The following is a 25,120-nucleotide window of genomic DNA, read 5'->3' as shown; positions in this document are numbered from 1 at the left end:
GTTAAAAAGACTTAATAAAAGTATTTAGTTTGTTCAGTATGAATGATGATGTGAACCTTCCAACAGTGTCGGTAATAATACCTATGTATAACGCAGAGAAATTTGTTTTGCGAGCTTTAGAGTCCATCATGAAGCAGAGTTACAATGGTAATTTTGAAGTTATAATAATCAATGATGGATCTACTGATGATTCATTAGCAATAGTTGAGGCGTTCGTTTCTCAATGCAAAAGTAGTCATCATGCTTTTAAAATTATTGATCAAGCAAATGGCGGGGTTTCAAAAGCTCGTAATGTCGGATTAAATATTGCCACAGGGGAATACATTGCTTTTCTAGATGCTGACGACGAATGGTTGGATAGAAAAACAAGTGTGCAAATAAACTTTTTATTGAAATTTTCTGATTTTAGTTTTGTGACAGCCCTAAGGAATGATGATGTGCTATCTTTTCCTTATGTGCTAATAAACAATTTATATGCTCATGTAACTATCAAGAAGCTTCTTATCAAAATAGTAGGGCAGACGTCTACGGCAATATTTCGCAGAGAGGTACTGAAATTAACGGACGTATTTTCTGAAGATCAAAAGTTTTCAGAAGATGCTAACTTCTGGATGCGAGTTTGTGAGCATTATAAGATGGTCGTTCTAAATGAAAGATTAGTTATAACAGGACAAGGAAAACCAAATTTTGGTTCTTCAGGCTTGTCGAGTAATTTAGTCGAGATGGAACGCGGGGTTCAGACAAATATCCGACAAATGTTTAAAAGAGGTAATATAAATTTATTAGAGTATTACTTTTTTAAGGTATATTCTCAAGCAAAATATATTCGGAGAAAATGTTTGGTCTCATAAAGCTTTTTTGGGGTATAAGAGCCCTATTGTACAAACCTTTCTTTAAAAAGATAGGTGCATTATCATATATAGGTAAACCTATTATAATATTGGGAGCAAGAAATATTTCTATTGGGAAGAAAGTAAGAATATTCCCCCACGTTCGAATGGAATGTCATGGATCGAAGTCATCTATATATATTGAAGACGAGGTTGGGATTGCTCAAAATGTTCATATTACTAGCGGTGCGAAATTGCGTATAGGGCGATCTTCTACTATATTAGCAAATGTTTTTATAACTAATATCGATCATCAGTATAGTCAAGTTGATATGAAAGTACTTGATCAATCGTGGAATGTAAAAGAAACGATTATAGGTGAAAATTGCTTTATAGGAATTGGTGCATGTATTCAGGCGGGTACTATCTTAGGTAAGCAATGTATTGTCGGTGCAAATTCAGTTGTAAGAGGTTCTTTTCCTGATTACTGCGTAATTGTGGGGACGCCGGCGCGTGTTGTCAAAAGATATAATTTTGAAACTAAAAATTGGGAGAAGATATAATAAAGTTTATGTGCATTAAAAACATATTGATAACGGGAGGAGCTGGGTTTATAGGCTCCAACTTAGCATTAAAATTAGTCAAAAGGGGGTATCAAGTAACTGTTTTAGATAATCTATCGACTCAGATACATGGAGAAGATCCTGAAAAAACTTCGTCACTCTACCTTAGCATAATAGATAAAGTAAAATTCATCAAAGGTACGGTTACAAGTAAAGTTGATTGGGAGCTAGCTTTGGCAGGACAGGACGCTATTATTCATTACGCTGCTGAAACGGGTACCGGACAATCAATGTATGAGGTGAATAAATATGTCGAGGTAAACATAAATGGCACCGCTATCATGTTGGATCTATTGGTTAATAGTGTGCATACTGTCAAAAAAGTGATTGTTGCGTCGTCCCGCTCAATTTATGGTGAAGGAAAATATCTTTGTAAAGATTTAGGCCCAGTATACCCAAAGCAGCGTGAATCAGTTGATATGGACAGTGGTGATTTTGAAGTTAAATACGATGGTGTCGGAGATTTGGAGCTGGTTGGTACAGATGAAGAATCAAAGATTCACCCATCATCCGTCTACGGAATTACTAAACAAAATCAAGAGCAAATGGTCATGACAGTATGTCCGACAATCGGTGTGGCTGGAGTAGCATTTCGCTATCAAAATGTATATGGTCCTGGACAGTCTCTGAAGAATCCATACACAGGCATATTATCTATTTTTTCAACACAAATTAAAAATGGTCATGGAATAAATATATTCGAGGATGGTAAAGAAAGTAGAGATTTCGTATTCATAGACGATGTGGTAGATGCTACTATTTTGGGCTTAGAAAATGATAATGCTAATAATCAGGTGTTCAACGTTGGTTACGGGCAGGCAGTGGATGTCATGACTGTGGCAAAGCAACTCAGTGAATACTATGGAATAAAAGTTCCTATAACAGTGTCTGGCAATTATAGGTTAGGTGATATACGACACAATTATGCGGATCTTACTAAGATTAAAAATCTATTAGGTTTTACACCTAAAGTGTCTTTTGACGAAGGTTTGCAGCGATTTACAAATTGGGTGAACACACAAGCTGTTCACGAAGACCAGTATGCGAAGTCTATTCAAGAAATGAAAGAAAAGGGTTTATACAAATAATGGATTTATTGAACAATAAGTCAATATTAATCCTTTCAGTGAAATTTTTCAATTATGAAAATTTAATAAAAGAGGAGTTGACTCAAATGGGAGCTTATGTTGATATCTACGATGAACGCCCTTCCAATTCATTTTTGAGTAAAGTTGTTATTCGCTTAAAAAAGGATTTATATAGGACTTCCATAAAGAGATACTACGAAAAGCTTATGGAGAAACTTCAATTTAAATCTTACGATTATTTTTTATTGATCAAAGGGGAGGCAATTCCATCTTTTTTTATCGATTTTTTACGCGAAAATAATGAGAATATAAAGATGATTTATTACACCTATGATTCATTTAAAAATAATAAGAACGGCCTGAATAATCTACATCTTTTTGACTCATCTTATACATTCGACAGAAAGGATGCTATTTCCTACGGAATCAATTTTAGACCATTGTTTTTTGCTGGAGACTACGCAAGCTTGTATAGAGAGAGGGACGATCTCAAATATACTGTTGCTTTTATAGGAACTGCACATTCTGATAGATATAGCATTAGTGAACGTGTTCGCCAGTGGTGCGAAAGCAACGGAAAAAATATGTTTGCATTCTATTTTTCACCTAGCGAGCTCTTATTTTACATAAACCGATTGATTAAAAAGTCATTCAGGGGTTTTCGCATTCGGCATATTTCATTTCATAGTCTTTCCCATCTCGAAATAAAAGAGATCTATAGACGTTCTGTCGCAATTCTAGATATAAACCATCCTGATCAGGATGGTTTAACAATGAGAACGTTCGAGACGCTAGGAGCGGGTCGAAAATTAATAACAACTAATCCAAATATTAAAAAGTATCCCTTTTATAATACTCAAAATGTAATGATTATAGATAGGGAACAGGTAGACTTTGATCCTGCTTTTTTTGAGACTGAATTTCTAAACTTTGAACCACAGCTTTATGCGGCAATGTCTTTAAGAGGTTGGTTGGAAGAAGTTTTTGACTTGCGCAAGTCGAATTATTGGGAAAAAGTATTGAAAGACTAATTAATTATTGGTAAAGTAAAAAAGCATTTTGTAGATGCTAAAAGTAATCAAAGAGCTTCCAAACGATCGCATCTTTCATTTGTGCTGGCATATTCAATTGCATTCCATTGGTCCACATGATGTATAGTTTATCATTGCTGTTATTGAATGCCGTAGAATAATATTGAAAACTGAAGTTTGTGAGTATTTCTCTGCTCGTTTCGGCTGCTAATGTATTGATATTAATTTTTTCTAGAATCACCCTATTCCGAGTTACTTGTATCTTGTCAAGATAGGTTTCGCTTCCGTTGTACATAGTGAATATTTCATTTTTATGGATGAAGATACGTGGTCTAGAAGGAGAACAATCAGTAATTGTCCGGGATGTCTCCATGCTTCCAGTCATGTTGAATTTTGCGATAACATATTCACGCCTTGTATCATTTCTCGATATCAATATCAGCTTATTGTCGCGAATAACAAATGAAGCTTCGAAAATATGTCCAAAAACTGTAGGTAAGGGAAACACCGTTTCCCATTCTATTCCATTTCTCGAACGGACTATAGCTCCTGACATACCCGCAGGATAGGCGCCGAGAAAAGTATAGTAATATCCCCGATAACTAATCAGTCCTCCTGCCATAATTAAGTATTTTACTCCGTCATTACTTAGTGCTTGATTCTTTGAAAAAAAATCGAAAAAAGTTTTGTTACTCATAAGCGTTCCTTGTTCAGTACCAGCTTTATCGGTGATGAAGTATACAGACTTTACTTCGCCAAACGTTTTTGTTTTTTTATTAAAGTCCCTGTAGATGTATCTCAATCCTTCTTGGTCATTTTCATTTGCGCAAACAGAATAACAACGCACGAAATCTTTAAAGACAATAGCTAGAGGATCATAGGGGCTATATTTGGTTGAAACTTGAAAGTTATCTACTAATTCTCCGCGACTCAATATCTTGTGCCGCTCAATAACAGATTTATCTTTTCCATTTAGTTTGACCAAGTAGGTAGAAGCATCTGATTCGATTGTTTCAAATAAATCATTTTCGCTCGCCATGTATACGGCCCACATCGTGCCATCTTTTGCATAATCGTCAGTATAAAGTGAAGATGTATGAGCCATCTTGTCGATTCCTATTCTGCTTACAGGGACAAAGTCTATCGGTTCATCAATTTTAAGAGGTTTATCTTTTGCGCATGAAGTTAAGATAATGTAAAGCAGCAATAATAAGGCTCTAGTATTGAGGGTTTTCATTTTTATTTTTTTGCAATTATAATTCATTTTTTCTGTTATTCTCATTTTGTAAAATATTTTTTTTGTTAATTTTTTAAACTTTTTTTTATAAGAAGACTGTTTGTACTATCTCAATAATTTAGATAACTTACCAATGTTTATGCAAATTAAAATTCTAGGAGCATCTGGGTTCGTAGGGAGACATTTAGGTAGATATTTGTCACTTCATGATGCTGATGTTTACGGTATATCCCTTCGAGAAAATGATACATGGAAATCTCAGCTGATTGATGACGGAGATGTCATTATTAATCTTGTGGGTAAGGCGCACGACCATGATCGCCGTGCAACAGAAAATGACTATTTTCATACTAACTTAAACTTAACACAAGATATTTTTCGCGTTTTCTGCTCAAGTAATGCCACTCTTTTCATTCACATAAGTTCATTAGCGGCAATCGAGGAGTTTGAGTCTGAGAAAGCACTAGGCGAAGAAAATGATTGCCGACCAGTATCTTGGTATGGGCAATCTAAACGAGAGGCTGAAAAATGGCTTTTAGCCCAAGAGGTGCCCGAGGGTAAAAAACTGATAATTCTTCGCCCTCCCATGATTCATGGGCCTGGCGACAAGGGTAATTTGGGTCTTTTGTACAAATTCGTGTCGAAAGGATTGCCATACCCACTTTCTAAGTTTAATAACCGACGTTCTTTTATTTCTATTACAAATCTTTGCTATTTAATCGAGCAGATTATCGAAAAATCAGATCTGTTGGAATCTGGTATTTATCATGTGGCTGATGATGAGCCAATGGCTACGAATGAAATTATAGATATTATCAAGTTGGTAACTGAAAAGAGCTCAATCAAAATGGATATACCAAAATGGCTCATTAAACTTGTTGCTAAAAGTGGGGATTACTTTTCCTTCGTGCCTTTAAACACAAATCGACTTAAGAAGATGACTAGCACACTATTAGTCTCCAATCAAAAAATAAAAGACGCCTTAGGCATAGATAAACTTCCGCTTACGGCTCGAGAAGGTATGGAAAAAACAATCCAATCATTTGTAGTTAATAAGAGGTAATTCTGCTATTTTCGCTAAATACCATAATCTAACATGCATTACATTCTGCTATTAGCTGCATTCATCCTATTTGAATTATTCTATTTTCGTATTGCGGATCATTTCAATATTATTGACAAGCCCAATGAAAGGTCGTCGCATACAGAAATAACCTTACGCGGCGGAGGTATCGTGTTTTACTTTGCGGCTCTGATCTACTTTATCGTATCAGGCTTTTCTTATCCGTGGTTTTTTCTTGGATTAACCTTGATGACGGTCGTTTCTTTTGCGGACGATTTATTGACACTTTCAAACAAACTTCGTCTATTAATCCATTTCCTGTCAGTTCTATTGATGTCGTATGAGTTAGATTTGTTTGCGATGCCTTGGTTTTACCTACTTTCAACGTTCGTGCTGGTCGTTGGAGTTATCAATGCGTATAATTTTATGGATGGTATCAACGGTATTACAGCCGCATATAGCTTAGCGGTGGGTGGGCTTCTGATGCTGGTCAACAGTACGGTAGGCTTCATTGATCCAGATCTCCTATCTTATACAATGCTTGGTGTACTTGCCTTTGCGTTCTTCAATTTCCGTAAAAAAGCCAAATGCTTTGCAGGAGATGTCGGTTCGGTCGCGATTGCTTTCATACTGATGTTTGCGCTGGCGAAGTTGATCTTGCAGACTGGAAACTTTCTTTATATTCTATTCCTTGGGATTTACGGTATTGACGCTGTATGGACAATCGTCCGAAGGCTCTATCTAAAGGAAAACATATTTCAAGCCCATCGATCACATTTATATCAATATTTGGCTAATGAAGCAGGTGTACCTAAGCTTCTAGTTTCGGCGATATATGGTATTCTTCAGTTTGTTTTCGGCATGCTAGTTATTTACGCAACTAATTTTGATGTTAAAGCACAAATTTTGTTTTCAGTTGTTTCATTATTAGTACTCAGTATAGTTTATCTCCTTCTGAAGGAATCTATATTAAAAAAACACATTCGAAGTAACCAGCAGACAAGTTAGTGATGCAAAATTCAGATTACAGCTTTATTCCAGGCGGAGTTGCGAAAGACGCACGTGGGCAAATTCGTTTTGTCAATGCCTTTGACATGACAGAGGTGAAGCGGTTTTACCTTATTCAAAATGCAAACCTTGAACTGATCCGCGGTTGGCGCGGGCATAAGATCGAACAACGTTGGTTCTATGCCATATCAGGTGTCTTTTCGGCTCGTTTAGTCAAGATCGACAACTGGAATAATCCCTCGGCTAATTTGCCCATTGAGCAGTTTTTATTGACAGCTTCTGAAGGTCAAGTTTTGCATGTTCCGGCAGGGTATGCTACAGCTTTTCAGTCCAAGGAGAATAATTCAGAGCTATTGGTTTTTGCTGATTATGGAGTAGAGCACGCTGCTTTGGATGACCATCTGTGGCCATCTGATTACTTTATTTAAATTTCACAACCGCAATCAAGCCTGTTCACGGTATTTTGCCAGATCTTGTTTGGTTATTTTCTTATCTTTACAACTTTATTGCTCATTATTTGATCTGATGAGTGAAAATATTCGGTAGTAGAATGCGATGTTTATAAGCCCAATTTTAAAATCAAAATTGCTAATGCACGGACCCCGGTGGTTGGTGTTATTAATTGATTTTTTCGTAGTTTGGTGTTGCTTCTGTTTGAGCTATCTTCTAATTATGCGTGTGCTTGGTGAGATAAATGTGAGTACAATGCTCAGACAAGGAGGTCTGGTTTCGCTCGTATACGCTTTTTCTTTTTTAGTGTACAAACCGTTTAAAGGGATCATCAGGAGAACGAGTTTAAATGACTTGTTTTTGATAGGGAATAGTATATTGCTCTCCTTGCTTATCCTTTTCGTGTCGGCCTATAGTGTCGATTTATTGTTTTTTGATCATGCTGCTCCATTCTCTATAAAGCACAACATTTTTCATTTTTCTCATACGCAACTATTTGTTCATGGTATGATGGTAGGTATAGCCATGAGTGGTCTGCGGTTGTTGTATAGAGAATTATTTCATCAATTGTTTTGGTATAATAAGGATAATGCTATCGCCGTTATCTTGTTCGGTGCAGGCAATATGGGGCACAATACCTATAATCTTTTGCATTTGGGCTCGAGAAATAGATATCGTGTAGTGGCTATTGTTGACGATAATCCTAATCGAATTGGAAAACACATTAATGGTGTCATCGTTCGCCCATTAAGTCAGTTAAATTGGGCTTTATTAGAGCAGGTTGGTGGTGCGCAGGAACTTATTATAGCTATTGATGATGTAGATCCTGAACGACTGAGTCGGATTTCTAGTGTAGCAGAAAAACTTCCCTTGAAAATTAAGGTTATTCCACCTTCATCCAAATATATAGAAGGCGCCGTTGCGGCACAGCATATCCGAACTTTGAAGATCGAGGATTTGCTGGGTAGAAAGACTATCAATATTGAGAATCCGATTGTATCGGAAGCGTTGCGCGATAAGACAATACTAGTGACTGGTGGCGCAGGTTCAATAGGTTCCGAATTAGTGCGGCAAATAGCGCGATCAAACTGTAAAAAGCTAATTATTGTAGATCAAGCTGAGTCGGCCTTGTATGATATTCAACAAGAGCTCAAATGCATTCTTGATTCTAAAAGGATGAATCCGGTGGTAGGTGATGTTAGAGATACCATTTTTATGGACGCCCTTTTTGAGAGGGAGCGTCCAGACTTGATATTTCACGCGGCAGCCTATAAACACGTACCTTTAATGGAAGATAATCCTTACGAGGCCGTGTGGACAAATGTCGTCGGGACTAGCGTGATTGCTCGGCTAGCTGATAAATATATGGTCGAAAAGTTTGTGATGATTTCTACCGACAAGGCTGTTAATCCTACGAATGTTATGGGAGCGACAAAGCGCATCGCGGAAATTTTTGTGGCAGCATTAAATAGGGCTTCTAAAACCTCTTTTATTGTCACAAGATTTGGTAATGTGCTAGGCTCAAATGGTTCGGTTATACCACTTTTTGAGAAGCAGATAAAGGAAGGCGGTCCCCTTACTATTACACACCCTGAGATCACTCGATATTTTATGACCATCCCAGAAGCTTGTCAATTGGTTCAAGAAGCTGCTGTAATGGGTAAGGGAGGAGAAGTATTTGTGTTTGATATGGGGCGGCCAGTTCGTATCATGGAGTTGGCAAAAAAAATGATTGCCCTCAAAGGACTTCAATATCCTGTTGATATTGATATCAAGATTGTTGGCCTACGACCGGGAGAGAAAGTCTACGAGGAACTGCTGGCAAATGGTGAGAATACCATCAAGACATACCATGAAAAGATTATGATCGCTAAAGTGAATACAGATGATCTTGCGCAGCGATATATTCAGATCAATGATTTGTGCCAATATACTCAATCTATGCGTGTAAATTATTGTAATCATGAGTTGGTCTCTAAAATGAAAGAAATTGTACCCGAATTTAAGTCACAAAACTCAGCATTTGCAGTTTTGGACACTGACACTCCAGACTATTTGGCCAATACGGAGAGATCGGCATAGTTTGATCCTCTATTAAAAGTAAATCATCCAAAAATTCCTTTAAAAAAGCTTTTCGAATACTTTGTGGCAACTATTTGATTTTCGATTCACAATCGGTATCATTGTAGTGTCAACCTTTGAAAAGATTAGCTCTATCCATGTCTCGTTTACTTTGCGTGATAGCTTTCTTGTTGTGCCATGCGATCGTGCAAGCCCAACATAGATCCTTCTCGAATAAATCTAATAGCGTAGGTAGCGTATCTTCTCTAGAAACTATTTTAATGGATCAGAATTTTAGATCTAAAGATAGTACTGTGGTCGTTGATCACTTAAATGAACTACTGCAAACAGCAAAAGCAAAGAAAAGTGCTGAACTAGAAATTATCCACGATTTGTTGGCCGCTGATTATTACTCTAAATTGAGTGATAAGGTTAATCCGAGATCAGACCTTTGCTATAAGAAAGCCTTATCTTCTGCCAAACGTATTCAAAATGATGAACTTCGTCTCATTGTACTTATCAGGCAAGGATATTACTATTTTGTATATCGAGAGTTAGAGGCAGCTATTCCTTACTTTCTGCAAGCGGGCGAATTAATTGGACAAGTTGATTACAAAGCAGTGCCCTTATTCAGTCGGCATATACATCAGATTTCCTCTTTTTACGGATATATCGGCAATTATTCTGGTGCTATCAACCTTTTACAAGAAGGTCTTCCTTATTGTAAGGATGGTACAGCATTACATATTAGCATGGTTAATTCCATGGGCGTGTATAGCGAGAAGCAACAACTGCTGGGTCAGGCTGTCGTGCATTTTCAACGCGCACTCGGCATCGCCGAACGCAATCAAGACAGCCTATGGATGGGAATTATATTTGGTAACCTCGCTTCTATTGAAGAGCAAAAAGGAAATCCTTATAAAGCCATACGTTTACTGAAAGAAAATGTACGTTTATCGGTCAAGTATAGCGAGCATTTAGATGCGATGCGATCAATGATCAAGCTAGCAGATGTGTTGATTGATGTAGGCGGTTGGCAAGAGGCCGAGGGATATCTTACGCGTAGCGAAGTGTATGTCAAATCCAAACCATTCTTCCTGCCCATTAAAACAAGAATTGCCAAATTGCGCTCTGAGATCGCAAGCATCAAAGGCTATCAGGCAGATGAGTTGCTATATCTGAAGCAATACGTACATTACGACGATAGTTTGCGCGCTACCGAACGTTATGATGAATTGCAGCGCGCATACTGGCAGTGGCAATCCGACGACTTTCAACGTTCTATTGCGGCAGCGCATGAAGAGAGAAAAACGTCTCTACTTTTGGAACTAGCATTTGGACTCCTCCTCACCTCCGTTTTGATAATTGTTATCCTACTCCTCAATAGAAGTAAAAATAGGCATAAAATTAAATCCACCATGTTGGAGAAGGAACAGTTGACCTACGCACTGGAGCGCGAAGTATTGAATAAGGAACTGGAGAAAATAACAAATTCATGGAAAGAAGCCGATGAGAAATCGAAAGAAAGCACCTCGCTGATTGCAGGACTTCAGAATGACTTAGAGAAGTTGGGTAAAGAAAATACGGATATAAAAGTTCGTTCCGTTGAGGTACTGGATGAATTATTGAAAGAACCAATTATGACTGATGATCGGTGGACAAAATTCAAGCTCACCTTTGATCAAGTTTTTCCCGATTATTTGAAGAAGAAAAAGGCAAAGTATCCCCGACTTACCGAAGGAGATTTGAGACTACTTGCATTAATGAAATTGAAGTACAGCAATATGGGAATGTCCTCCCTATTAGGTATCTCAATGGATGGTGTTAAGAAAGGAAAGCAGCGTCTCAAAAAGAAAATGGAAGATCCTTCCGAATAAGCATAGTTGTTATAACATCAAAAATTTTAAATTTTACGGCCTTACGTTACGTTATTGTTAAAATAGCGTGTATAATTTTGTGTTTTTGTTAACATGTCGTGGGGTGGACAAAGGGTGGACATGGCATTTATAAATGCTGCTCTCAGAGCTCCTGACGTCGTATTTTTCCAATTGTCCCTTATTTGTCTACCCCTGAGGCGTGCTGAATCGTTGTTTCAAGCGAAATCTGCATGTATCTTTGGCGAGTAATCGAAAATTAGGATTCGGCAAGTCCGTAAAACTATTTACGAAGATTTTTTGATGTGTTTAAAGTTTCAAAAAAGTGTTGAGTTCGATTACTGAATAGATTTTTTGTGTATTGCCTTCCAGGGAGAAGAGATTCACAAAAATCTATTCCAAATATTAAGGAGTTTTTACAGAATTATCCACTAACTCATGAAAAACTATGTTTAGGTACGTGCAAAATCGAGTATTAGTATACTTGCGAGCCTTTTGGATAGCAACGGATTTTATTTGTGTGAATTTAGCCTTTCTCTTAGCTTTTGATTTAGCGTTAGAGTTGAATTTGATAAAATACATCGACAAGTCGTCATCCGCTTTTCAGTCACTTTGGATGATGTATAATCTTTTAGCAGTCTTAGCAGCACTTCTGTCGCATCTGTATCGTGATATTTCGATGGAACGTCTCGAAAATATGTTCCGCGCCACACTTCGTGGCGGAACAGGTTTGATTATATCTTTTGGTATCTGTGTGATGTCAGGTTTTCAATTGGCCCATGCTTGGCCATTTGTTGCTATCCTTTCAGTTGGTTTGGCCACGTATTTTATAGTATCTCGCTTTTTCATGACTTATATATACCCTGCGTTTGCCAAGCGATTTAATTGGTCCAAGCGCGTCGCGATCATTGGTCATGGGGATCATTTGGCACCTGTTGCCGAATATTTTGAAAAACAAGGAGATTTCTACAGTATCAATACGATCGGTTACAAAGATCAAGATGCGCTGGATAATAAAGAAAAGACGCTACAGCGCTTTAAGGAGTATTTCGAAACCGTATCCAGAGACGGTATTCACGATGTCTTTCTAGTAACCACACCTGAGGTTAGCGCTTATAGCGAAGATCTTATTGTAGCGGCCGATTTTCAGTGTGTTCAATTGAACTTCGTTCCAGCGATTAGTGCACGGATTACCTACAATGGTAGTGAAAATACGACGTTGAAGTTTGATCTGCCGGTGCTCAAATCGCATGAGGAGCCCATGTCTACGATGGAAAATCGGTTTAAAAAGCGTTTGATCGACTTATTCATTAGTAGCATGGTCATTATCTTTATTCTAAGCTGGATGATACCTCTTTTTGGTTTGATCATCAAAATACAAAGTCCTGGTCCTATTTTCTTTAAGCAACCACGTTCCGGCAGGAATAACCGTGCTTTTGGCTGTTACAAATTCCGCAGCATGGTAGTCAATAAGCAATCCAATGCGCAACAGGCAAGCAAAGGTGACAAACGCATTACACCAATAGGCCAATTTCTACGAAAAACTAATTTGGACGAGTTTCCACAATTTATCAACGTATTTCTAGGTCAAATGAGTGTTGTTGGTCCGCGACCGCATATGCTATCGCACACAGAGCATTACAGTCAATTGATCCAACATTATATGGTTCGTCATTTCGTAAAACCAGGAATTACCGGTTGGGCTCAGGTCAATGGTTTTAGAGGAGAAACTAAAGATCCAGCATTGATGGCTAAGCGTGTGGAGTATGATATTGAATACTTAAGAAACTGGTCAGCTATGCTTGATTTTAAGATTGTGTGTATGACTGCGATCAATATGATCAAGGGGGAGGAAAACGCTTATTAACATTTACATCTATTTATAATATCAAATCAACCTTTATGAAATTTAAATTCACATTTGTCGTGATGATGCTGTTCGGTCTCTGCAGCCTATTCGCGAGCACTAGCGTGCTTGCTAAAGGTGGCGATCGAGATAGTATCCCTGCATCGGCCTATGAGTATGGTTATCCATACCCTGTAGGATTAGGTGTTCACGTTGGGACTACCGGCGTCGGCTTACACTATTATCAACCGCTTGGAACACACTTCGGAGCGCGTCTGGCAGGTAGTTTTATGCCATTTAATACTAAAATTGCAGGCAACTACAGTGGCCGCGATACCAGAACAAATGTATTTGCGAAAGCACATAATGTGTCTTTACTATTTGGCTGGACTCCTTTTGCGTCTAGAACGGGCTTTTTTCGCTCATTTAATGTGCAATTAGGTGGAGCGTATTTCTTCAAATTAGATGGCAGATTGGAGACGCGCCTTGCTGATCCATACCGTTATGGGGAGATAGCGGTCGATCCAGAGTACGTAGGTACGATTACCACACATGTCAACTGGAAAGAGACAGTCAGTCCTTACGCAGGTATAGGTTGGAGCAATATCGTAATTGATAGCAGATTCTCCATGAATATTGACTTGGGAGCTTATTACTTATCAAAGCCGTCAGTTAGTATGGAAGCCAGCGGTTTACTGGAAGAAAATGTGGCCAATGCGTCGCGAATCGAAAACAACATTCGCAACTACCGCTATTTGCCACGTGTAGAAATTGGATTTAGTTACCGTTTTTGGTAAGGGGGGATCATCCATAAGCACATGACAAAAATGAAAAAATTAGCTACATATATATGCGCACTTATTTTGATAAGTGTTGCTGGTTCTTGTGAGAACCCACTAAAAGATTTTGATCTTCTTATCAGTACGGAGGTTATTAGGCATTCAGCAACCTTACGTATTGTTGACGAAAATGGAAGTACGATTAACGGAGTTTCGGTTGCACTAGAATCTGGTGATACCCAAGACATCTACAACATGAATGGTTTCCGTGATTTCAAGCCTACGGAAAACTTGGTAACATTTGGTTTGGATCCAAAACGAGTTGCTTCCGCAGCAGCACCAGTACGTTTCATGGTAGCCATCAGCGCCAGTGGATATACGACACAAATTGTTCCTGTATCCATTACTGATGCCTCTGCTGGTATCGAAACGATTATTTTAAGAAAACCATCACAGCTTCCTGATGGGGTCAGCGAGGTGCGTCGTAATATTGCCTTAGGTGCTAACGGCGCTACATTAGAGCCTATCACAATTTCTTTGCCTGCAGCAGAAGGCGGCGGCCAAGTTTCATTAGATATTCCAGCAGGAACACAATTTCGCGATGCAAATGGTAACCTGATCGTAGGTACAAATCTTGAAGTGGTTGTTGGTAGTATCGATGGACGTAACCGCGATGCACAATCTATTCTACCGGGCGGTAGTCTTAGAAGTAGCAATGTTGTTTTAGAAGGCGGTGCTAGTTCAGCGGGTACATTTAGCCCAGCAGCTGTAACACGTATCAATATGGTGATCAATGGCATTGCGGTAAGACAATTTAGCCAACCACTATCTCTTGGATTACCAGTATCGAGTGATTACGTTAGTCCGCTAACAAATCGTGCGATCAGTACAGCAGAAAGCTTCCAAGTGTTCACCAATAGTAGTAGCGATAGAATCTGGAGATTCGAGCAAAATGCGGTTGTAACAGGCGATACTGGTGCAGGTTACCGCGTCACCTTCCCGATCACTCACTTAACCTTCTTCCTAGCTGGAGAGTTTGGTGCAGCCTGTAACGTTCAGCCTGTCATCAGTTTTACTGGTGATTGGATGGCCAATGGTTCTACTTACCCAGTTACCGTAGAAGCGGTATGGGGAGGAAATGTCATCGCTTCTGGACAGTATTCTATTTCTAGCAGCATGAAAGATATCAGCGTTGCAGACTTGCCTACTTCAGGCGTTACGATTGTCGTGAAAAATGCTGCTGGAACAGTTATCGCGGAGACAGTACTTGGGGCATGTGGTCAGACTACGCAGATCGCGTTGCCTAATCCGGGTGATCCTACTAACCCGACTGCGACTTTACAATTGTATGTACGCTGTCCAGAGAAAGTAGATCCAATCACCTTGTTGCCAACCTTCCAGTTGTATCACCGGGTTACAGGAACTAAAGATTTCCAATTCTTAGGCACCGTTACTAATGGATTTTTGAGAACAACCTTGTTGCGCACAGATGGTACTCGATACGATTTTAGAGCAATCTGGAACAACCGAGTGAAAGTGGTTGGCGGCAAAACAATCAGTGTAGACAACACGGCTACTGTTGGTATACAACCAGGCGATATTATCGGCGAAAAAGCGGGTGCGACCAACTTGGCCATCCTGACCGAAGAGTGTGGAAAATTATAATATAAATTAAACGTGAAAAAATGGTATTCCATCTGGTTTCTAGAAACTCTTCTAATGATAGTTTGGAGGATAAAACCAGTATGGTTTACAAAAGAAACAAGTGTTAGCTTGTAATTGTAGGGAAATATCCCGGACGGTCGCTCCGGCCGGGTATTTCTACAATTACCTTGCTTATCAGGAGAACATATGCTAAACATCTTCCGAGCAAAAAGAAAGTTTCAGAATTTAGAATGGATGCAGATTGATATGCATTCGCACATCTTGCCCAACTTAGACGATGGCGCTGCAACTTTGGAAGATAGTTTACAATTGATAGAACGCTTGAATGGATTGGGGATTAGAAAATTCTTTTTCACTCCCCATATTTTTCAAGGCATGTATCCCAACACACCAGCACGTATCGCTTCGGCATACGAAAGCATTTTGAATAGCAGATATGCAGATACCCTTGGAGGTTATGCCGCAGAATATATGGTCGACACGTATTTTGATGGTCTAATACAAAAAGGAGATCCGTTGGCCACCTTGCCCGACAATCATGTCCTCATCGAGATGTCATACATTCAGGAAAGCTCGTTGATTGAGAAAGTCATTTTCGACTTACAGATGAATGGTTACAGGCCGATTTTGGCGCATCCAGAGCGTTATGTTTTCTACCATGGCAATCTAAAAGCCGTAAAACGCTTACGCGAATTAGGATGCTTGTTACAGCTCAATCTGCTATCACTTTACGGCTATTATGGGCCTAACGAAAGAAAGGCAGCGAAGCAATTAACCGAAAAAGGTTTGGTGGATCTGGTCGGTAGCGATGTGCATCATATGCGGCATATCAAAGCATTGGAACATTGGATCGGAAAAGAAGATCTGTGGCCCTCTTTCAAACAGTGCAATTTGCAAAATCAGGCATTATTCGACATGACACATGCCTAACACGACATATTAAAACTACAACTACAATCACAATGACTAACAATTTAAAAAAGACTTTACCACGACTACCCGTTTGGGGTCTACTCAGTGGTCTATTATTTACGATCCTATTGGGTAGTTGTTCAGTGAAAAATGTCGTGTATTTCAAGGATCTTCCATCAGACACCCTTAAAGTAATAAAGTCTGCCGCGGACTTTAGTGAACCGATAATACAGTCGGACGATTTATTAAGCATTACTGTACAAACATTAGATCCAACAACAAGTAACATCGCCAACCAAACAGAGGCTATACAAGCGGTTGGTGCTAGTAGTGCATCAAATGTTGGAAATCAGGTGATTTCCGGTTTCCTAGTAGATAAAGACGGTTATGTGCATATGACTTTATTGGGTAAAGTTAAAGTAGCTGGATTAACAACTTATAAAGCGCGCGAGTTAATAACCCAAAAGGCTCAAGAATTCTATCGCGATCCCACGGTCCAGGTTCGATTTGCCAATTATAAAATTACAATACTTGGGGAGGTGACTCGTCCAGCAACCTACACCGTGCCCAATGAGAAGGTGACTATATTAGATGCTCTAGGTTTGGCTGGTGACTTAACTATCTATGGTAAGCGGGAGAATGTGCTTCTCATCCGTGAAGAAAATGGACAAAAAGCAATGGTAAGGTTAAATCTTGCGGATAGCGATATTTTTCAGTCCCCTTACTATTATCTACGGCAGAATGATGTTATCTATGTAGAGCCGGGCAAAGCTAAAGCAGCTACCAACAATGCGGCTAGAACACAAACTTACGCGATAATTGGTTCTGCACTTTCTTTACTGATCGTATTGATTACGCGTTGGAGATAACTACGTGTTTCCCTACTGTAACTTTCGATTCAACAAAACTATCATTAATTAAAAGACTTATGGCTAACAAGCAAATGGATTGGGATGAAGAATTTGTTGATGAAATAAATTCCTCCGATAATAATGATTTCGTCAGATTTTTCAGCAAGATACTTTCGAATTGGTATTGGTTTGCTGTATGTGCGATTGTGGGAATTGTATTAGCTTTTTTCTATTTACGTTTCACCGTACCGACATATACCATACGTGCTAAACTTCTTGTATCTGATGAAAGGAAAGGTTCAGGAGGCTTAGCGGGGTCAGCATTAGATGATTTTTCCGGACTTATGGGAGCGAAAAGTTCGGTGGATAATGAAGTAGAAGTGCTCCTCACGACGGACTTGATGCAGGAAATGGTATTGGCGGATACGTCGTACATTGGGTATTTTACAAAAGGCGCTTTAAGGGATGAACCTATCGATGTTGCCCCCTTTCGAGTACAAGTATTATCAAATCCGATGGCAATAAGATCAGGGATTGGTTTCGAAATAAGTTTTGGAGAGGACGAAAATTTAATTTTCCAAGATTCTGATACGAGTTTCAATGTTAGGCTGTCCGAACCTTTCATGTATCCTGAAGTCGGAACGTTAAGAGTAGAACGAATCAACGCTATAGATCCAACTGAACGTTATGGGTTTTACGTAAAACCTGTGCATAAGGCCGTTTCTAGTTTTATGCAGGCTTTAGAAGTTTCTGTAACCAATAAAAATGTGTCAACTATCGATCTATCATTAAATACTTCCATCCCGGACAGAGGTGTGCGTCAACTAAATAAATTGGTGCAAAAGTATACGGATAGAAATCTCAATGATAAAAATGTAATCGCCGATTCTACGTTGTCTTTTATAAAAACGAGGCTAGAAGCTATCACAATAGAGTTGGCGGGTGTTGAAGATAAAATATCTGGCTACAAGCAAAGGACACAATTGGCTGATATGACTGAGCAAAGTAGATTACTTTTGCAGAATTCATCTGAGTATACAAAAAGTTTAGCTGAAATTGATGTGCAATTATCGTCACTTGATGCTGTCTTGGCTTACCTAAAAAACCCAGCAAATCCCCGAGTATTGCCTTCATCGGTAATGGAACAGGATTTGGCTTTCAATGGCTTAATTACCAAGTACAATTCGCTGGTTTTAGAAAGGGAACGTCTGTTACTGGCGAATACCGAAACGAATCCATTAGTACTAAATGCAGATAAACAGATTGCCGGATTGCGTGAGGATATGATTAGCAGTTTGAGTTCTACGAAAAAGAACTTAGAATTGGCTAAAAAAAAGCAGTCTCAGATGTCAGTTCAATTATCTTCACGTATTCAAGAGGTTCCAACTATTGAGCGTGGATTTATTGATCTAGCACGTTTGCAACAAATTAAGCAGGCACAGTATATCTTTTTACAAGAAAAATGGGAGGAAACAGCAATCGGTCGTACTGCAAATGTTTCAAACTCCAAAGTGATTGATTCACCTCGCGCCGATGAATACCCTATATCGCCTAAAGGAAAAATTGTATATGCACTCGCTCTTTTTTTTGGACTATTGATCCCTGTGGTTGTACTATACATTAAAGACTTACTTAATATTCGCGTCGTTAGTATAGAAGATATTAAGCGTACAAGTCGTTTACCGATTTTAGGGACAATTTCACATTCAGACGATAAAGAGCAGGTAGTTATTACTAAATCGTCGCGTTCTGCTATAGCTGAACAGTTTCGGGCCATGCGTACTAATTTAGAATTTATATTAAATGGTGGGAATCGAGTTCTTTTTACATCATCTATGTCTGGCGAAGGTAAGTCTTATGTGGCTCTAAATTTGGCTGTTTCACTTGCTTTACTTGACAAAAAAGTGTTAATCATGGAGCTTGATCTTCGTAAACCATCCATTACTTCTAAATTGGGGTTGGCAGTAGGTAAAGGATTTTCACAATACGTAATCAGGCAAGATATGCGAGTTGAGGAAATTATAATGCCTTCGGGGAAACATGAGAATGTGGATCTAATTCAGGCCGGAGCTATTCCGCCTAACCCTGCCGAATTATTAGTCAGTGCTAGAGCGACATCTTTAATGCATGATTTGTCCGAGCGTTATGATTACATTCTAATAGATGCTCCTCCAATCGGTATGGTGACTGATGCTCAACTCTTATCTCGATATGTTGATACGTGTCTTTACTTGGTGCGGCAGGGTTACACATACAAAGAACAATTATACATTCCTAATGATCTTGTCGCTAAAAATAAGATCAAGCCTATTCATTTTGTAATAAATGATGTAAAGCCTAGAGGAGGGTATTATGGTAATTATGGGTACGGCTATGGCTTTGGTTATGGCAATTATGGCGAGGATAGAGTTGTTCGCCCTTGGTGGCAATTTTGGAAAACAAAGTAATAAGTAAACTCTTGAAATGAATATTGAAGAAAAGTATAAAAAGAACATTTATGTATTCTGATAATCCATTGATTACAAATCTCCTATCTTTACTTAAGCAGTTTGGCATCAGGAAAATAGTGATTTCCCCAGGGAGTAGACATTTCTCGATCATTCATTCGATGGAGAGTGATCCTTTTTTTGAACTTTTCTCGGTCGTTGACGAACGTAGTGCTGCATTCTTTGCTGTTGGACTTATTCAACAATCGAACGAGCCGGTAGCCGTTTGTTGTACGTCGGGTACGTCTGTGATTAACTATGGATCGGCAGTAATTGAGGCATTTTACCAAAAATTGCCATTGTTGTTGTTGACGGCAGATCGTTTACCAGAGTTTTTGGGGCAGATGGAGGATCAGATGTTCCGTCAAGGCGATACGTTCCAACATTTCGTGAAATTCAATGGGCAACTAAAGCAAATCAAAAATTCTTTTGATGAATGGTTTTGTAACCGCATCATCAACGAAGGTTTGTTGGCACTTAAACATAACGGGCAAGGTCCAGTTCAATTAAATATTCCGATTGAAAATCACCACCTAGATACATTTTCTAAAACCGATTTGCCTACGGTTCGTAAAATCAATCGTTTGTTTTCGTACGAAACGGATGCTTCTTGGCAGAATCTTGCAGAGAAGTTGCGTAATAAAAAGGTAATGGTTGTTTGGGGACAAACGCATTTTATCCCGACAGAAGTTGCGGCTGCATTTGAAAAATTTGTCGAAGCCTTTAATCCGGTTGTTCTTACTGATAACCTATCTAATTACAACGGACCTAACACGCTGGACGATACTTTCTTATTACTGCGTGCTCTAAAACGCAGTGAAAAATGCGAATTTTCGCCGGACATTGTTATCACACTTTACGGCAATTACGTTTTCAACGGCGAGATTAAACAATTGCTAAGACCTTTGGGCAAATCGGTAGAACATTGGATGATTGGTGCAAATGGAGAAATTGTGGATCCATTCCGTCGATTAACGCATATTTTCGAAATGCCAGAGCAACTTTTCTTTGATAAGTTGAGCGCATTTAGTGGAAACAGCCAAAGCAACTATTTCGATCAATGGAACGAGATTTCTAAACTTTTGCCAGAGCCCAATGTGCCTTACAGCGAATTGTATGCTATCGGTGAATTCATTCATAAGCTGCCGCAAAACGTGGATTTGCACATCGCAAACAGTTCACCCATTCGGATGGCGTCGACCTACAAAATTGATCCATCAGTAAAAGTGTATTGTAATCGCGGCGTGAACGGTATCGATGGATGCATGTCTACCGCGGTAGGATTTGCTGCGGGTACATCGAATGCTACGTTCCTGATGATTGGCGATTTGACGTTCTTCTACGATATGAATGCGGTTTGGAACAGGCATTTATCCAAAAACTTCCGAATCCTATTACTCAATAACGAGGGAGGCGCGGTGATGCACATGCCGCTGCACGAGCGTTTAGCGAGCATCCTTCCTAAGCACGTTTCTGCAGGCCATGTTACTTCTGCAAAGGGTTGGCTGGAGTCTGTTGGTTTCACCTACTTGGCGGCCAACGATCAAGAATCGTGTTTAGAAGGAATTGAGAAGTTGACCGATCTTTCTCAGGAAGGACCAATCGTTCTCGAGGTTTTTACAGAAAAAGAAACCGATGTACGGATCCTGAAAGAGTACTTCAAAAGCCTAAACCGAGAGACATTGATGGATAAAGTGAAGATGAAAGCTGCGGCAAAAATGAAAAATATTTTAAAGCGCTTCTAGATAGCAAAAAAAATGTCGAGCAACAACACGCGCATAGCACGAAATACAGTTTCCCTTTTCTTCCGGATGCTAATCACGGTATTGGTGTCTTTGTACACCTCACGTGTCGTTCTTAGCGTGCTAGGTGTTCAGGATTATGGTTTGTATGCCTTGGTAGGTGGCGTGGTTACGTTCTTCTCGTTTATTAGCGGAACGATGTCGTCTTCGACACAGCGTTTTCTCAACTTCGGAAAAGGAAAAGAAGACCTAGATCAAGTAAAACGCGTTTTCGGAACTAGCGTTTTCGTTCACGCGCTGATTGCTGTCGGCTTATTGGTTTTGGTAGAGGCCATTGGTTTATGGTTTATAAATTACAAATTGAATATCGAACCAGAAAGACTTGAAGCAGCTAATTGGGTGTTTCATGTTTCAGTGCTGTCGTTCGTGCTTACCATCGCCAATGTCCCCTACCGATCCGTGATTTTGGCAAACGAGCGCATGTCGGTTTTCGCAGTTATAAGTATCGTAGAAGTACTATTAAAGCTGCTGGTTATCTTCGTTATACAATGGGTTTCTGGAGATAAATTGATTTGGTACGCGATTATGCTTTTGGTATCGGTGTTAGCGGTAAATCTAATTTATCGGTTTTATTCAAAAAGCCAATTCAAAGAATGTAAAGGAGGCCTACAATGGGATGGCGACATTGCGAAGAAGCTATTTGGATTTTCCGTTTGGACATTGATTAGCGGTTTCTCCGTTGTGTTAAGGAATCAGGGAGCAAGTGTATTGCTCAATATATTTTTCGGCACAGTAATTAATGCTGCGCAAGGTATAGCTAATCAAATCAACGCGATTATTGTGGGTTTTACCGCAAACTTTACGCTTTCGGTCAATCCGCAGATCGTAAAGGATTACGCTGCAGGTCGTCTCGAAGAAATGCGCAAGCTAGTGATGTTCAGTTCGCGCATAGCATTTATTTTATTATTACTGATTGCCTTACCAGTCGTGATCGAGGCCGATGTGATTTTAAGCACATGGCTGAAAGAAGTGCCAGATTATGCGGTGTTCTTTGTGCAATTGATCTTGATACAAGCGTTAGTCGAATCATTTGCGAGCGTACACGGCACGGCACAAGGAGCAACGGGCAAGGTAAAGCAGTACCATATCGTGTTAAGCGCGGTCGGATTGTTGAATTTGCCCATCGCTTATTTGGTGTTGGAAACAGGCGCTGCGCCTTATTCGGTGCTTTTCATTTCCATTGCGCTTTCTGCTGTTATTTCCATTTTGCGACTTTTCTTTTTGCGGAAATCCATTGAGCTCTCCCTGCGTCAATATGCAAAACAAGTCGTTTGGCGATGCTTTTTGGTGTTGGCAACCGCGGTGCCATTACCTGTGATCCTTCGGTATAATTTAGAAAATACGTTGGGCAATGCGATTGTGGTTTGTTTGACTAGCGTAGTTATGGTCATTATTGCGACCATCTTGTTCGGTGTTTCGGCACAAGAACGAGCTAGTTTGATTGATAAAATTCAAAAGAAACTTCCTATTAAAATTTCAAATGATAAAAAAACTAATTCCAAAGTCTCTGCGCAATAAAATAGACCGGAAGCTGAAAAAGAAATTCGCTTACACGGAGGTCACCAAGCCGTATCAAATCCATCTAGAAAATGGTTTGCGTCGGTTGGATGGGCAGATTGCTGTTGTCACTGGCGGTAGCGGTGTCATCGGCCGGGCGATTGCCTGTCGTTTGGCAGCGGAAGGAGCTAAGTTATATGTTTGTGGAACAAGCTTCGCAAAAGCGCAAGTGACGGTAGACGATGTGCTCGCGTTGGGCGGTCAGGCAGTTCCATTTGTTATTGACCTTTCTTCGGAAGACGATATCAAAACGAAGTTTAAAGAAATCAACGACGCGGAAGGAAGAATCGACTTATTGATTAATAGCGCAGGAGGAAGTTCGCGCGAGAAAAATGCAAGAATCGATCAACTTTCGATTAATGTGATTGATACCATTTTGACGATCAACCTGCGCGGAACGATGCTTTGCTGTCGCGAAGCGTCCAAATATATGGTAGATAAAAAGGCAGGGAATATTGTTTGTATCACCTCTGTAATCGGAGAGCGCGGAAAAGCCAAATTCTCGGAGTACGCTGCGGCGAAAGCTGGAATTATTGCTTTCGTAAAATCCATCGCGATGGAACTTGGACCTTTAGGAATTCGGGTAAACTGTGTTTCTCCGGGCATTGTGCCTCGCGGAGAAGTAAATGGCGAGCAAGTGGAACGATTAACCAAAACGAATTACCTGGCGGATTATGGCAAGCCAGAAGATATTGCCAACATGACGATGTTCCTTGCTACAACAGAAGCTAGCTTTATTACAGGCCAAAACATCATGGTGGATGGCGGGCGATCATTAGGTTTAAAAGGAGATTAAGAGAATGAAAACGATAGATAATACGAAAAAGGTCGGAATCATGAGCCTGCCGCTTCATACCAATTATGGCGGCATATTGCAGGCATATGCCTTACAAGAGGCATTAAAGCGCTTGGGCAATCACGTATATATCATTGATAGTGAAAACAAGAAAGAGCCTTCGGGTTTAGAGATGTTGAAGCGCTACGTAAAAAGAAGTATTCAAAAGTATCTGCTTCGCAAAAATGTAGAGATATTTCGCGAAAAGCGTATTAAGCAAGAATATCCGATTGTTGCCCAACACACCAATCAATTCATTGGATCGTACTTCAAGAATATTGTCCAATTGGAAAAAATAAAGGCAGATAAAAGTTTCTCCTTGGACGCTATCGTGGTGGGAAGCGACCAAATTTGGCGGCCACGATACTATCACGCCATTGAAAACGCTTATCTGGATTTTGTGAAAGATAGGAAGTTGCGTCGCATATCGTATGCACCTTCATTCGGAACGGATGCTTGGGAATATTCCGAAGCACAAACGCAATTATGCAAAGATTTGCTCAGCAAATTTGATAGCGTATCTGTTCGGGAAGATTCTGCCCTTCAGATGGTGAAAAAGAATTTTGGAAGAGATGCTGTACACGTTTTGGATCCAACGATGCTGTTGCAGCCTGAAGACTACTTGAACGTAGTCGGACAGGTAGAAAATAAATATGGCAGCAAAGGCATTACATATGTACTGGATAATTCGGGCGAAAAGAAGCAAATCTTGGACGAAGTAAGCGCTAGAATCGGACTTTCGTTCGTGCCATTAAATGTACAAATAGGTGATAATGGTCCGGATGTGACTAGTCGAATCGCGCCGCCGGTGGAAAATTGGCTGCAAGGTTTTGCAGAAGCAGATTTTGTTATCACTGATTCTTTCCACGCGTGTGTATTCTCTATCTTATTCAACAAACCATTCATTGTTGTAGCCAACAAAACACGCGGTACTTCGCGCATGAGCTCCTTGTTAAAGATGTTCGGTTTAGAAGATCGATTAGTCGAAAATGTATCCGATTTACCTAGCGCAGATTTGAAAGCGATCGATTGGGAAACTGTGAATTCGAAACTCGAAAGTTTGCGTAACGAATCCATTGATTTCTTGGCAAAGGCGGTCTCGGGCAAGACCGAATAGCAGTA

General features: G+C 39.7%; 20 protein-coding genes. 19 read left to right on the top strand and 1 reads right to left on the bottom strand.

The window, feature by feature from the left end; all coding sequences use genetic code 11:
- Positions 1–38: 38 nt before the first annotated feature.
- The 4 genes from DC487_RS06605 to DC487_RS06590 are packed head-to-tail and all read left to right on the top strand — an operon-like array spanning position 39 to position 3,572.
- Entirely contained in the window at positions 39–851 is an 813-nt protein-coding gene (locus tag DC487_RS06605) for a glycosyltransferase family 2 protein (RefSeq protein WP_116775179.1), read from the top strand.
- A complete protein-coding gene (locus tag DC487_RS06600) occupies positions 836–1,393 on the top strand; it encodes a DapH/DapD/GlmU-related protein (RefSeq protein ID WP_116775178.1) in 558 nt (185 codons plus the stop codon). Before DC487_RS06605 ends, DC487_RS06600 begins: the two co-directional genes overlap by 16 nt.
- Positions 1,378–2,541, top strand: a complete 1,164-nt coding sequence (locus DC487_RS06595; protein ID WP_239016332.1) for an NAD-dependent epimerase/dehydratase family protein — start codon at positions 1,378–1,380, stop codon at positions 2,539–2,541. The genes DC487_RS06600 and DC487_RS06595 overlap by 16 nt, the downstream gene beginning before the upstream one ends.
- Positions 2,541–3,572 (top strand): CgeB family protein, encoded by a 1,032-nt coding sequence (locus DC487_RS06590; RefSeq protein WP_116775176.1) that lies wholly within the window; start codon positions 2,541–2,543, stop codon positions 3,570–3,572. Before DC487_RS06595 ends, DC487_RS06590 begins: the two co-directional genes overlap by 1 nt.
- Positions 3,573–3,609: 37 nt before the next feature.
- On the opposite strand, the gene DC487_RS06585 is transcribed toward DC487_RS06590, so the two are convergent.
- Entirely contained in the window at positions 3,610–4,854 is a 1,245-nt protein-coding gene (locus DC487_RS06585) for a hypothetical protein (protein WP_116775175.1), read from the bottom strand.
- A gap of 94 nt (positions 4,855–4,948) precedes the next feature.
- Between DC487_RS06585 and DC487_RS06580 the strand changes: the two genes are divergently transcribed.
- The 15 genes from DC487_RS06580 to DC487_RS06510 all read left to right on the top strand — a co-directional run bounded on the left by DC487_RS06580 (position 4,949) and on the right by DC487_RS06510 (position 25,115).
- Entirely contained in the window at positions 4,949–5,872 is a 924-nt protein-coding gene (locus tag DC487_RS06580) for an NAD-dependent epimerase/dehydratase family protein (protein ID WP_116775580.1), read from the top strand.
- Between the two features lie 33 nt (positions 5,873–5,905).
- Complete coding sequence (locus tag DC487_RS06575; protein ID WP_116775174.1) at positions 5,906–6,880, top strand: MraY family glycosyltransferase; 975 nt, start codon at positions 5,906–5,908, stop codon at positions 6,878–6,880.
- Positions 6,881–6,882: 2 nt separating this feature from the next.
- Entirely contained in the window at positions 6,883–7,308 is a 426-nt protein-coding gene (locus tag DC487_RS06570; protein ID WP_116775173.1) for a WxcM-like domain-containing protein, read from the top strand.
- Positions 7,309–7,837: 529 nt separating this feature from the next.
- Positions 7,838–9,412, top strand: a complete 1,575-nt coding sequence (locus tag DC487_RS06565) for a polysaccharide biosynthesis protein (protein WP_239016331.1) — start codon at positions 7,838–7,840, stop codon at positions 9,410–9,412.
- 260 nt (positions 9,413–9,672) lie between these two features.
- On the top strand, positions 9,673–11,268 hold the full coding sequence (locus tag DC487_RS06560; protein WP_165799035.1) for a tetratricopeptide repeat protein: 1,596 nt from the start codon (positions 9,673–9,675) through the stop codon (positions 11,266–11,268).
- 445 nt (positions 11,269–11,713) lie between these two features.
- Positions 11,714–13,132 (top strand): exopolysaccharide biosynthesis polyprenyl glycosylphosphotransferase, encoded by a 1,419-nt coding sequence (locus tag DC487_RS06555; protein WP_116775170.1) that lies wholly within the window; start codon positions 11,714–11,716, stop codon positions 13,130–13,132.
- Positions 13,133–13,167: 35 nt separating this feature from the next.
- Positions 13,168–13,908, top strand: a complete 741-nt coding sequence (locus DC487_RS06550; RefSeq protein WP_116775169.1) for a hypothetical protein — start codon at positions 13,168–13,170, stop codon at positions 13,906–13,908.
- Between the two features lie 30 nt (positions 13,909–13,938).
- Positions 13,939–15,555 (top strand): hypothetical protein, encoded by a 1,617-nt coding sequence (locus tag DC487_RS06545; protein WP_133228439.1) that lies wholly within the window; start codon positions 13,939–13,941, stop codon positions 15,553–15,555.
- A 186-nt stretch (positions 15,556–15,741) separates the two neighbouring features.
- Complete coding sequence (locus DC487_RS06540; RefSeq protein ID WP_116775167.1) at positions 15,742–16,485, top strand: tyrosine-protein phosphatase; 744 nt, start codon at positions 15,742–15,744, stop codon at positions 16,483–16,485.
- A 32-nt stretch (positions 16,486–16,517) separates the two neighbouring features.
- A complete protein-coding gene (locus DC487_RS06535; RefSeq protein WP_116775166.1) occupies positions 16,518–17,336 on the top strand; it encodes a polysaccharide biosynthesis/export family protein in 819 nt (272 codons plus the stop codon).
- Between the two features lie 59 nt (positions 17,337–17,395).
- Positions 17,396–19,765: a GumC family protein gene (locus tag DC487_RS06530; RefSeq protein ID WP_116775165.1), complete on the top strand. Its 2,370-nt coding sequence runs from the start codon at positions 17,396–17,398 to the stop codon at positions 19,763–19,765.
- A 50-nt stretch (positions 19,766–19,815) separates the two neighbouring features.
- Entirely contained in the window at positions 19,816–21,549 is a 1,734-nt protein-coding gene (gene menD, locus DC487_RS06525) for a 2-succinyl-5-enolpyruvyl-6-hydroxy-3-cyclohexene-1-carboxylic-acid synthase (protein ID WP_116775164.1), read from the top strand.
- Between the two features lie 12 nt (positions 21,550–21,561).
- Positions 21,562–23,124, top strand: a complete 1,563-nt coding sequence (locus DC487_RS06520; protein WP_133228436.1) for an MATE family efflux transporter — start codon at positions 21,562–21,564, stop codon at positions 23,122–23,124.
- Positions 23,087–23,959, top strand: a complete 873-nt coding sequence (locus DC487_RS06515; protein WP_116775162.1) for an SDR family NAD(P)-dependent oxidoreductase — start codon at positions 23,087–23,089, stop codon at positions 23,957–23,959. Before DC487_RS06520 ends, DC487_RS06515 begins: the two co-directional genes overlap by 38 nt.
- Positions 23,960–23,963: 4 nt before the next feature.
- Positions 23,964–25,115, top strand: coding sequence for a polysaccharide pyruvyl transferase family protein (locus DC487_RS06510; protein WP_116775161.1), 1,152 nt, complete (start codon positions 23,964–23,966; stop codon positions 25,113–25,115).
- Positions 25,116–25,120 lie beyond the last annotated feature (5 nt).

This window comes from Sphingobacterium corticibacter, from assembly GCF_003076635.1.
GTDB lineage: Bacteria > Bacteroidota > Bacteroidia > Sphingobacteriales > Sphingobacteriaceae > Sphingobacterium > Sphingobacterium corticibacter.
The sequence above is the reverse complement of the archived record's forward strand: the minus strand, read 5'-3'. Positions and strand labels throughout refer to the sequence as shown.

Coding starts and splice junctions, on each gene's coding strand:
- DC487_RS06550 (WP_116775169.1), top strand. CDS start 13,168: ATGAAATTTAAATTCACATTTGTCGTGATGATGCTGTTCGGTCTCTGC.
- DC487_RS06605 (WP_116775179.1), top strand. CDS start 39: ATGAATGATGATGTGAACCTTCCAACAGTGTCGGTAATAATACCTATG.
- DC487_RS06530 (WP_116775165.1), top strand. CDS start 17,396: ATGGCTAACAAGCAAATGGATTGGGATGAAGAATTTGTTGATGAAATA.
- DC487_RS06560 (WP_165799035.1), top strand. CDS start 9,673: ATGGATCAGAATTTTAGATCTAAAGATAGTACTGTGGTCGTTGATCAC.
- DC487_RS06580 (WP_116775580.1), top strand. CDS start 4,949: ATGCAAATTAAAATTCTAGGAGCATCTGGGTTCGTAGGGAGACATTTA.
- DC487_RS06565 (WP_239016331.1), top strand. CDS start 7,838: ATGATGGTAGGTATAGCCATGAGTGGTCTGCGGTTGTTGTATAGAGAA.
- DC487_RS06545 (WP_133228439.1), top strand. CDS start 13,939: ATGAAAAAATTAGCTACATATATATGCGCACTTATTTTGATAAGTGTT.
- DC487_RS06575 (WP_116775174.1), top strand. CDS start 5,906: ATGCATTACATTCTGCTATTAGCTGCATTCATCCTATTTGAATTATTC.
- DC487_RS06590 (WP_116775176.1), top strand. CDS start 2,541: ATGGATTTATTGAACAATAAGTCAATATTAATCCTTTCAGTGAAATTT.
- DC487_RS06585 (WP_116775175.1), bottom strand. CDS start 4,854: ATGAGAATAACAGAAAAAATGAATTATAATTGCAAAAAAATAAAAATG.
- DC487_RS06540 (WP_116775167.1), top strand. CDS start 15,742: ATGCTAAACATCTTCCGAGCAAAAAGAAAGTTTCAGAATTTAGAATGG.
- DC487_RS06535 (WP_116775166.1), top strand. CDS start 16,518: ATGACTAACAATTTAAAAAAGACTTTACCACGACTACCCGTTTGGGGT.
- DC487_RS06570 (WP_116775173.1), top strand. CDS start 6,883: ATGCAAAATTCAGATTACAGCTTTATTCCAGGCGGAGTTGCGAAAGAC.
- DC487_RS06515 (WP_116775162.1), top strand. CDS start 23,087: ATGATAAAAAAACTAATTCCAAAGTCTCTGCGCAATAAAATAGACCGG.
- DC487_RS06600 (WP_116775178.1), top strand. CDS start 836: ATGTTTGGTCTCATAAAGCTTTTTTGGGGTATAAGAGCCCTATTGTAC.
- DC487_RS06520 (WP_133228436.1), top strand. CDS start 21,562: ATGTCGAGCAACAACACGCGCATAGCACGAAATACAGTTTCCCTTTTC.
- menD (WP_116775164.1), top strand. CDS start 19,816: ATGTATTCTGATAATCCATTGATTACAAATCTCCTATCTTTACTTAAG.
- DC487_RS06555 (WP_116775170.1), top strand. CDS start 11,714: ATGTTTAGGTACGTGCAAAATCGAGTATTAGTATACTTGCGAGCCTTT.
- DC487_RS06510 (WP_116775161.1), top strand. CDS start 23,964: ATGAAAACGATAGATAATACGAAAAAGGTCGGAATCATGAGCCTGCCG.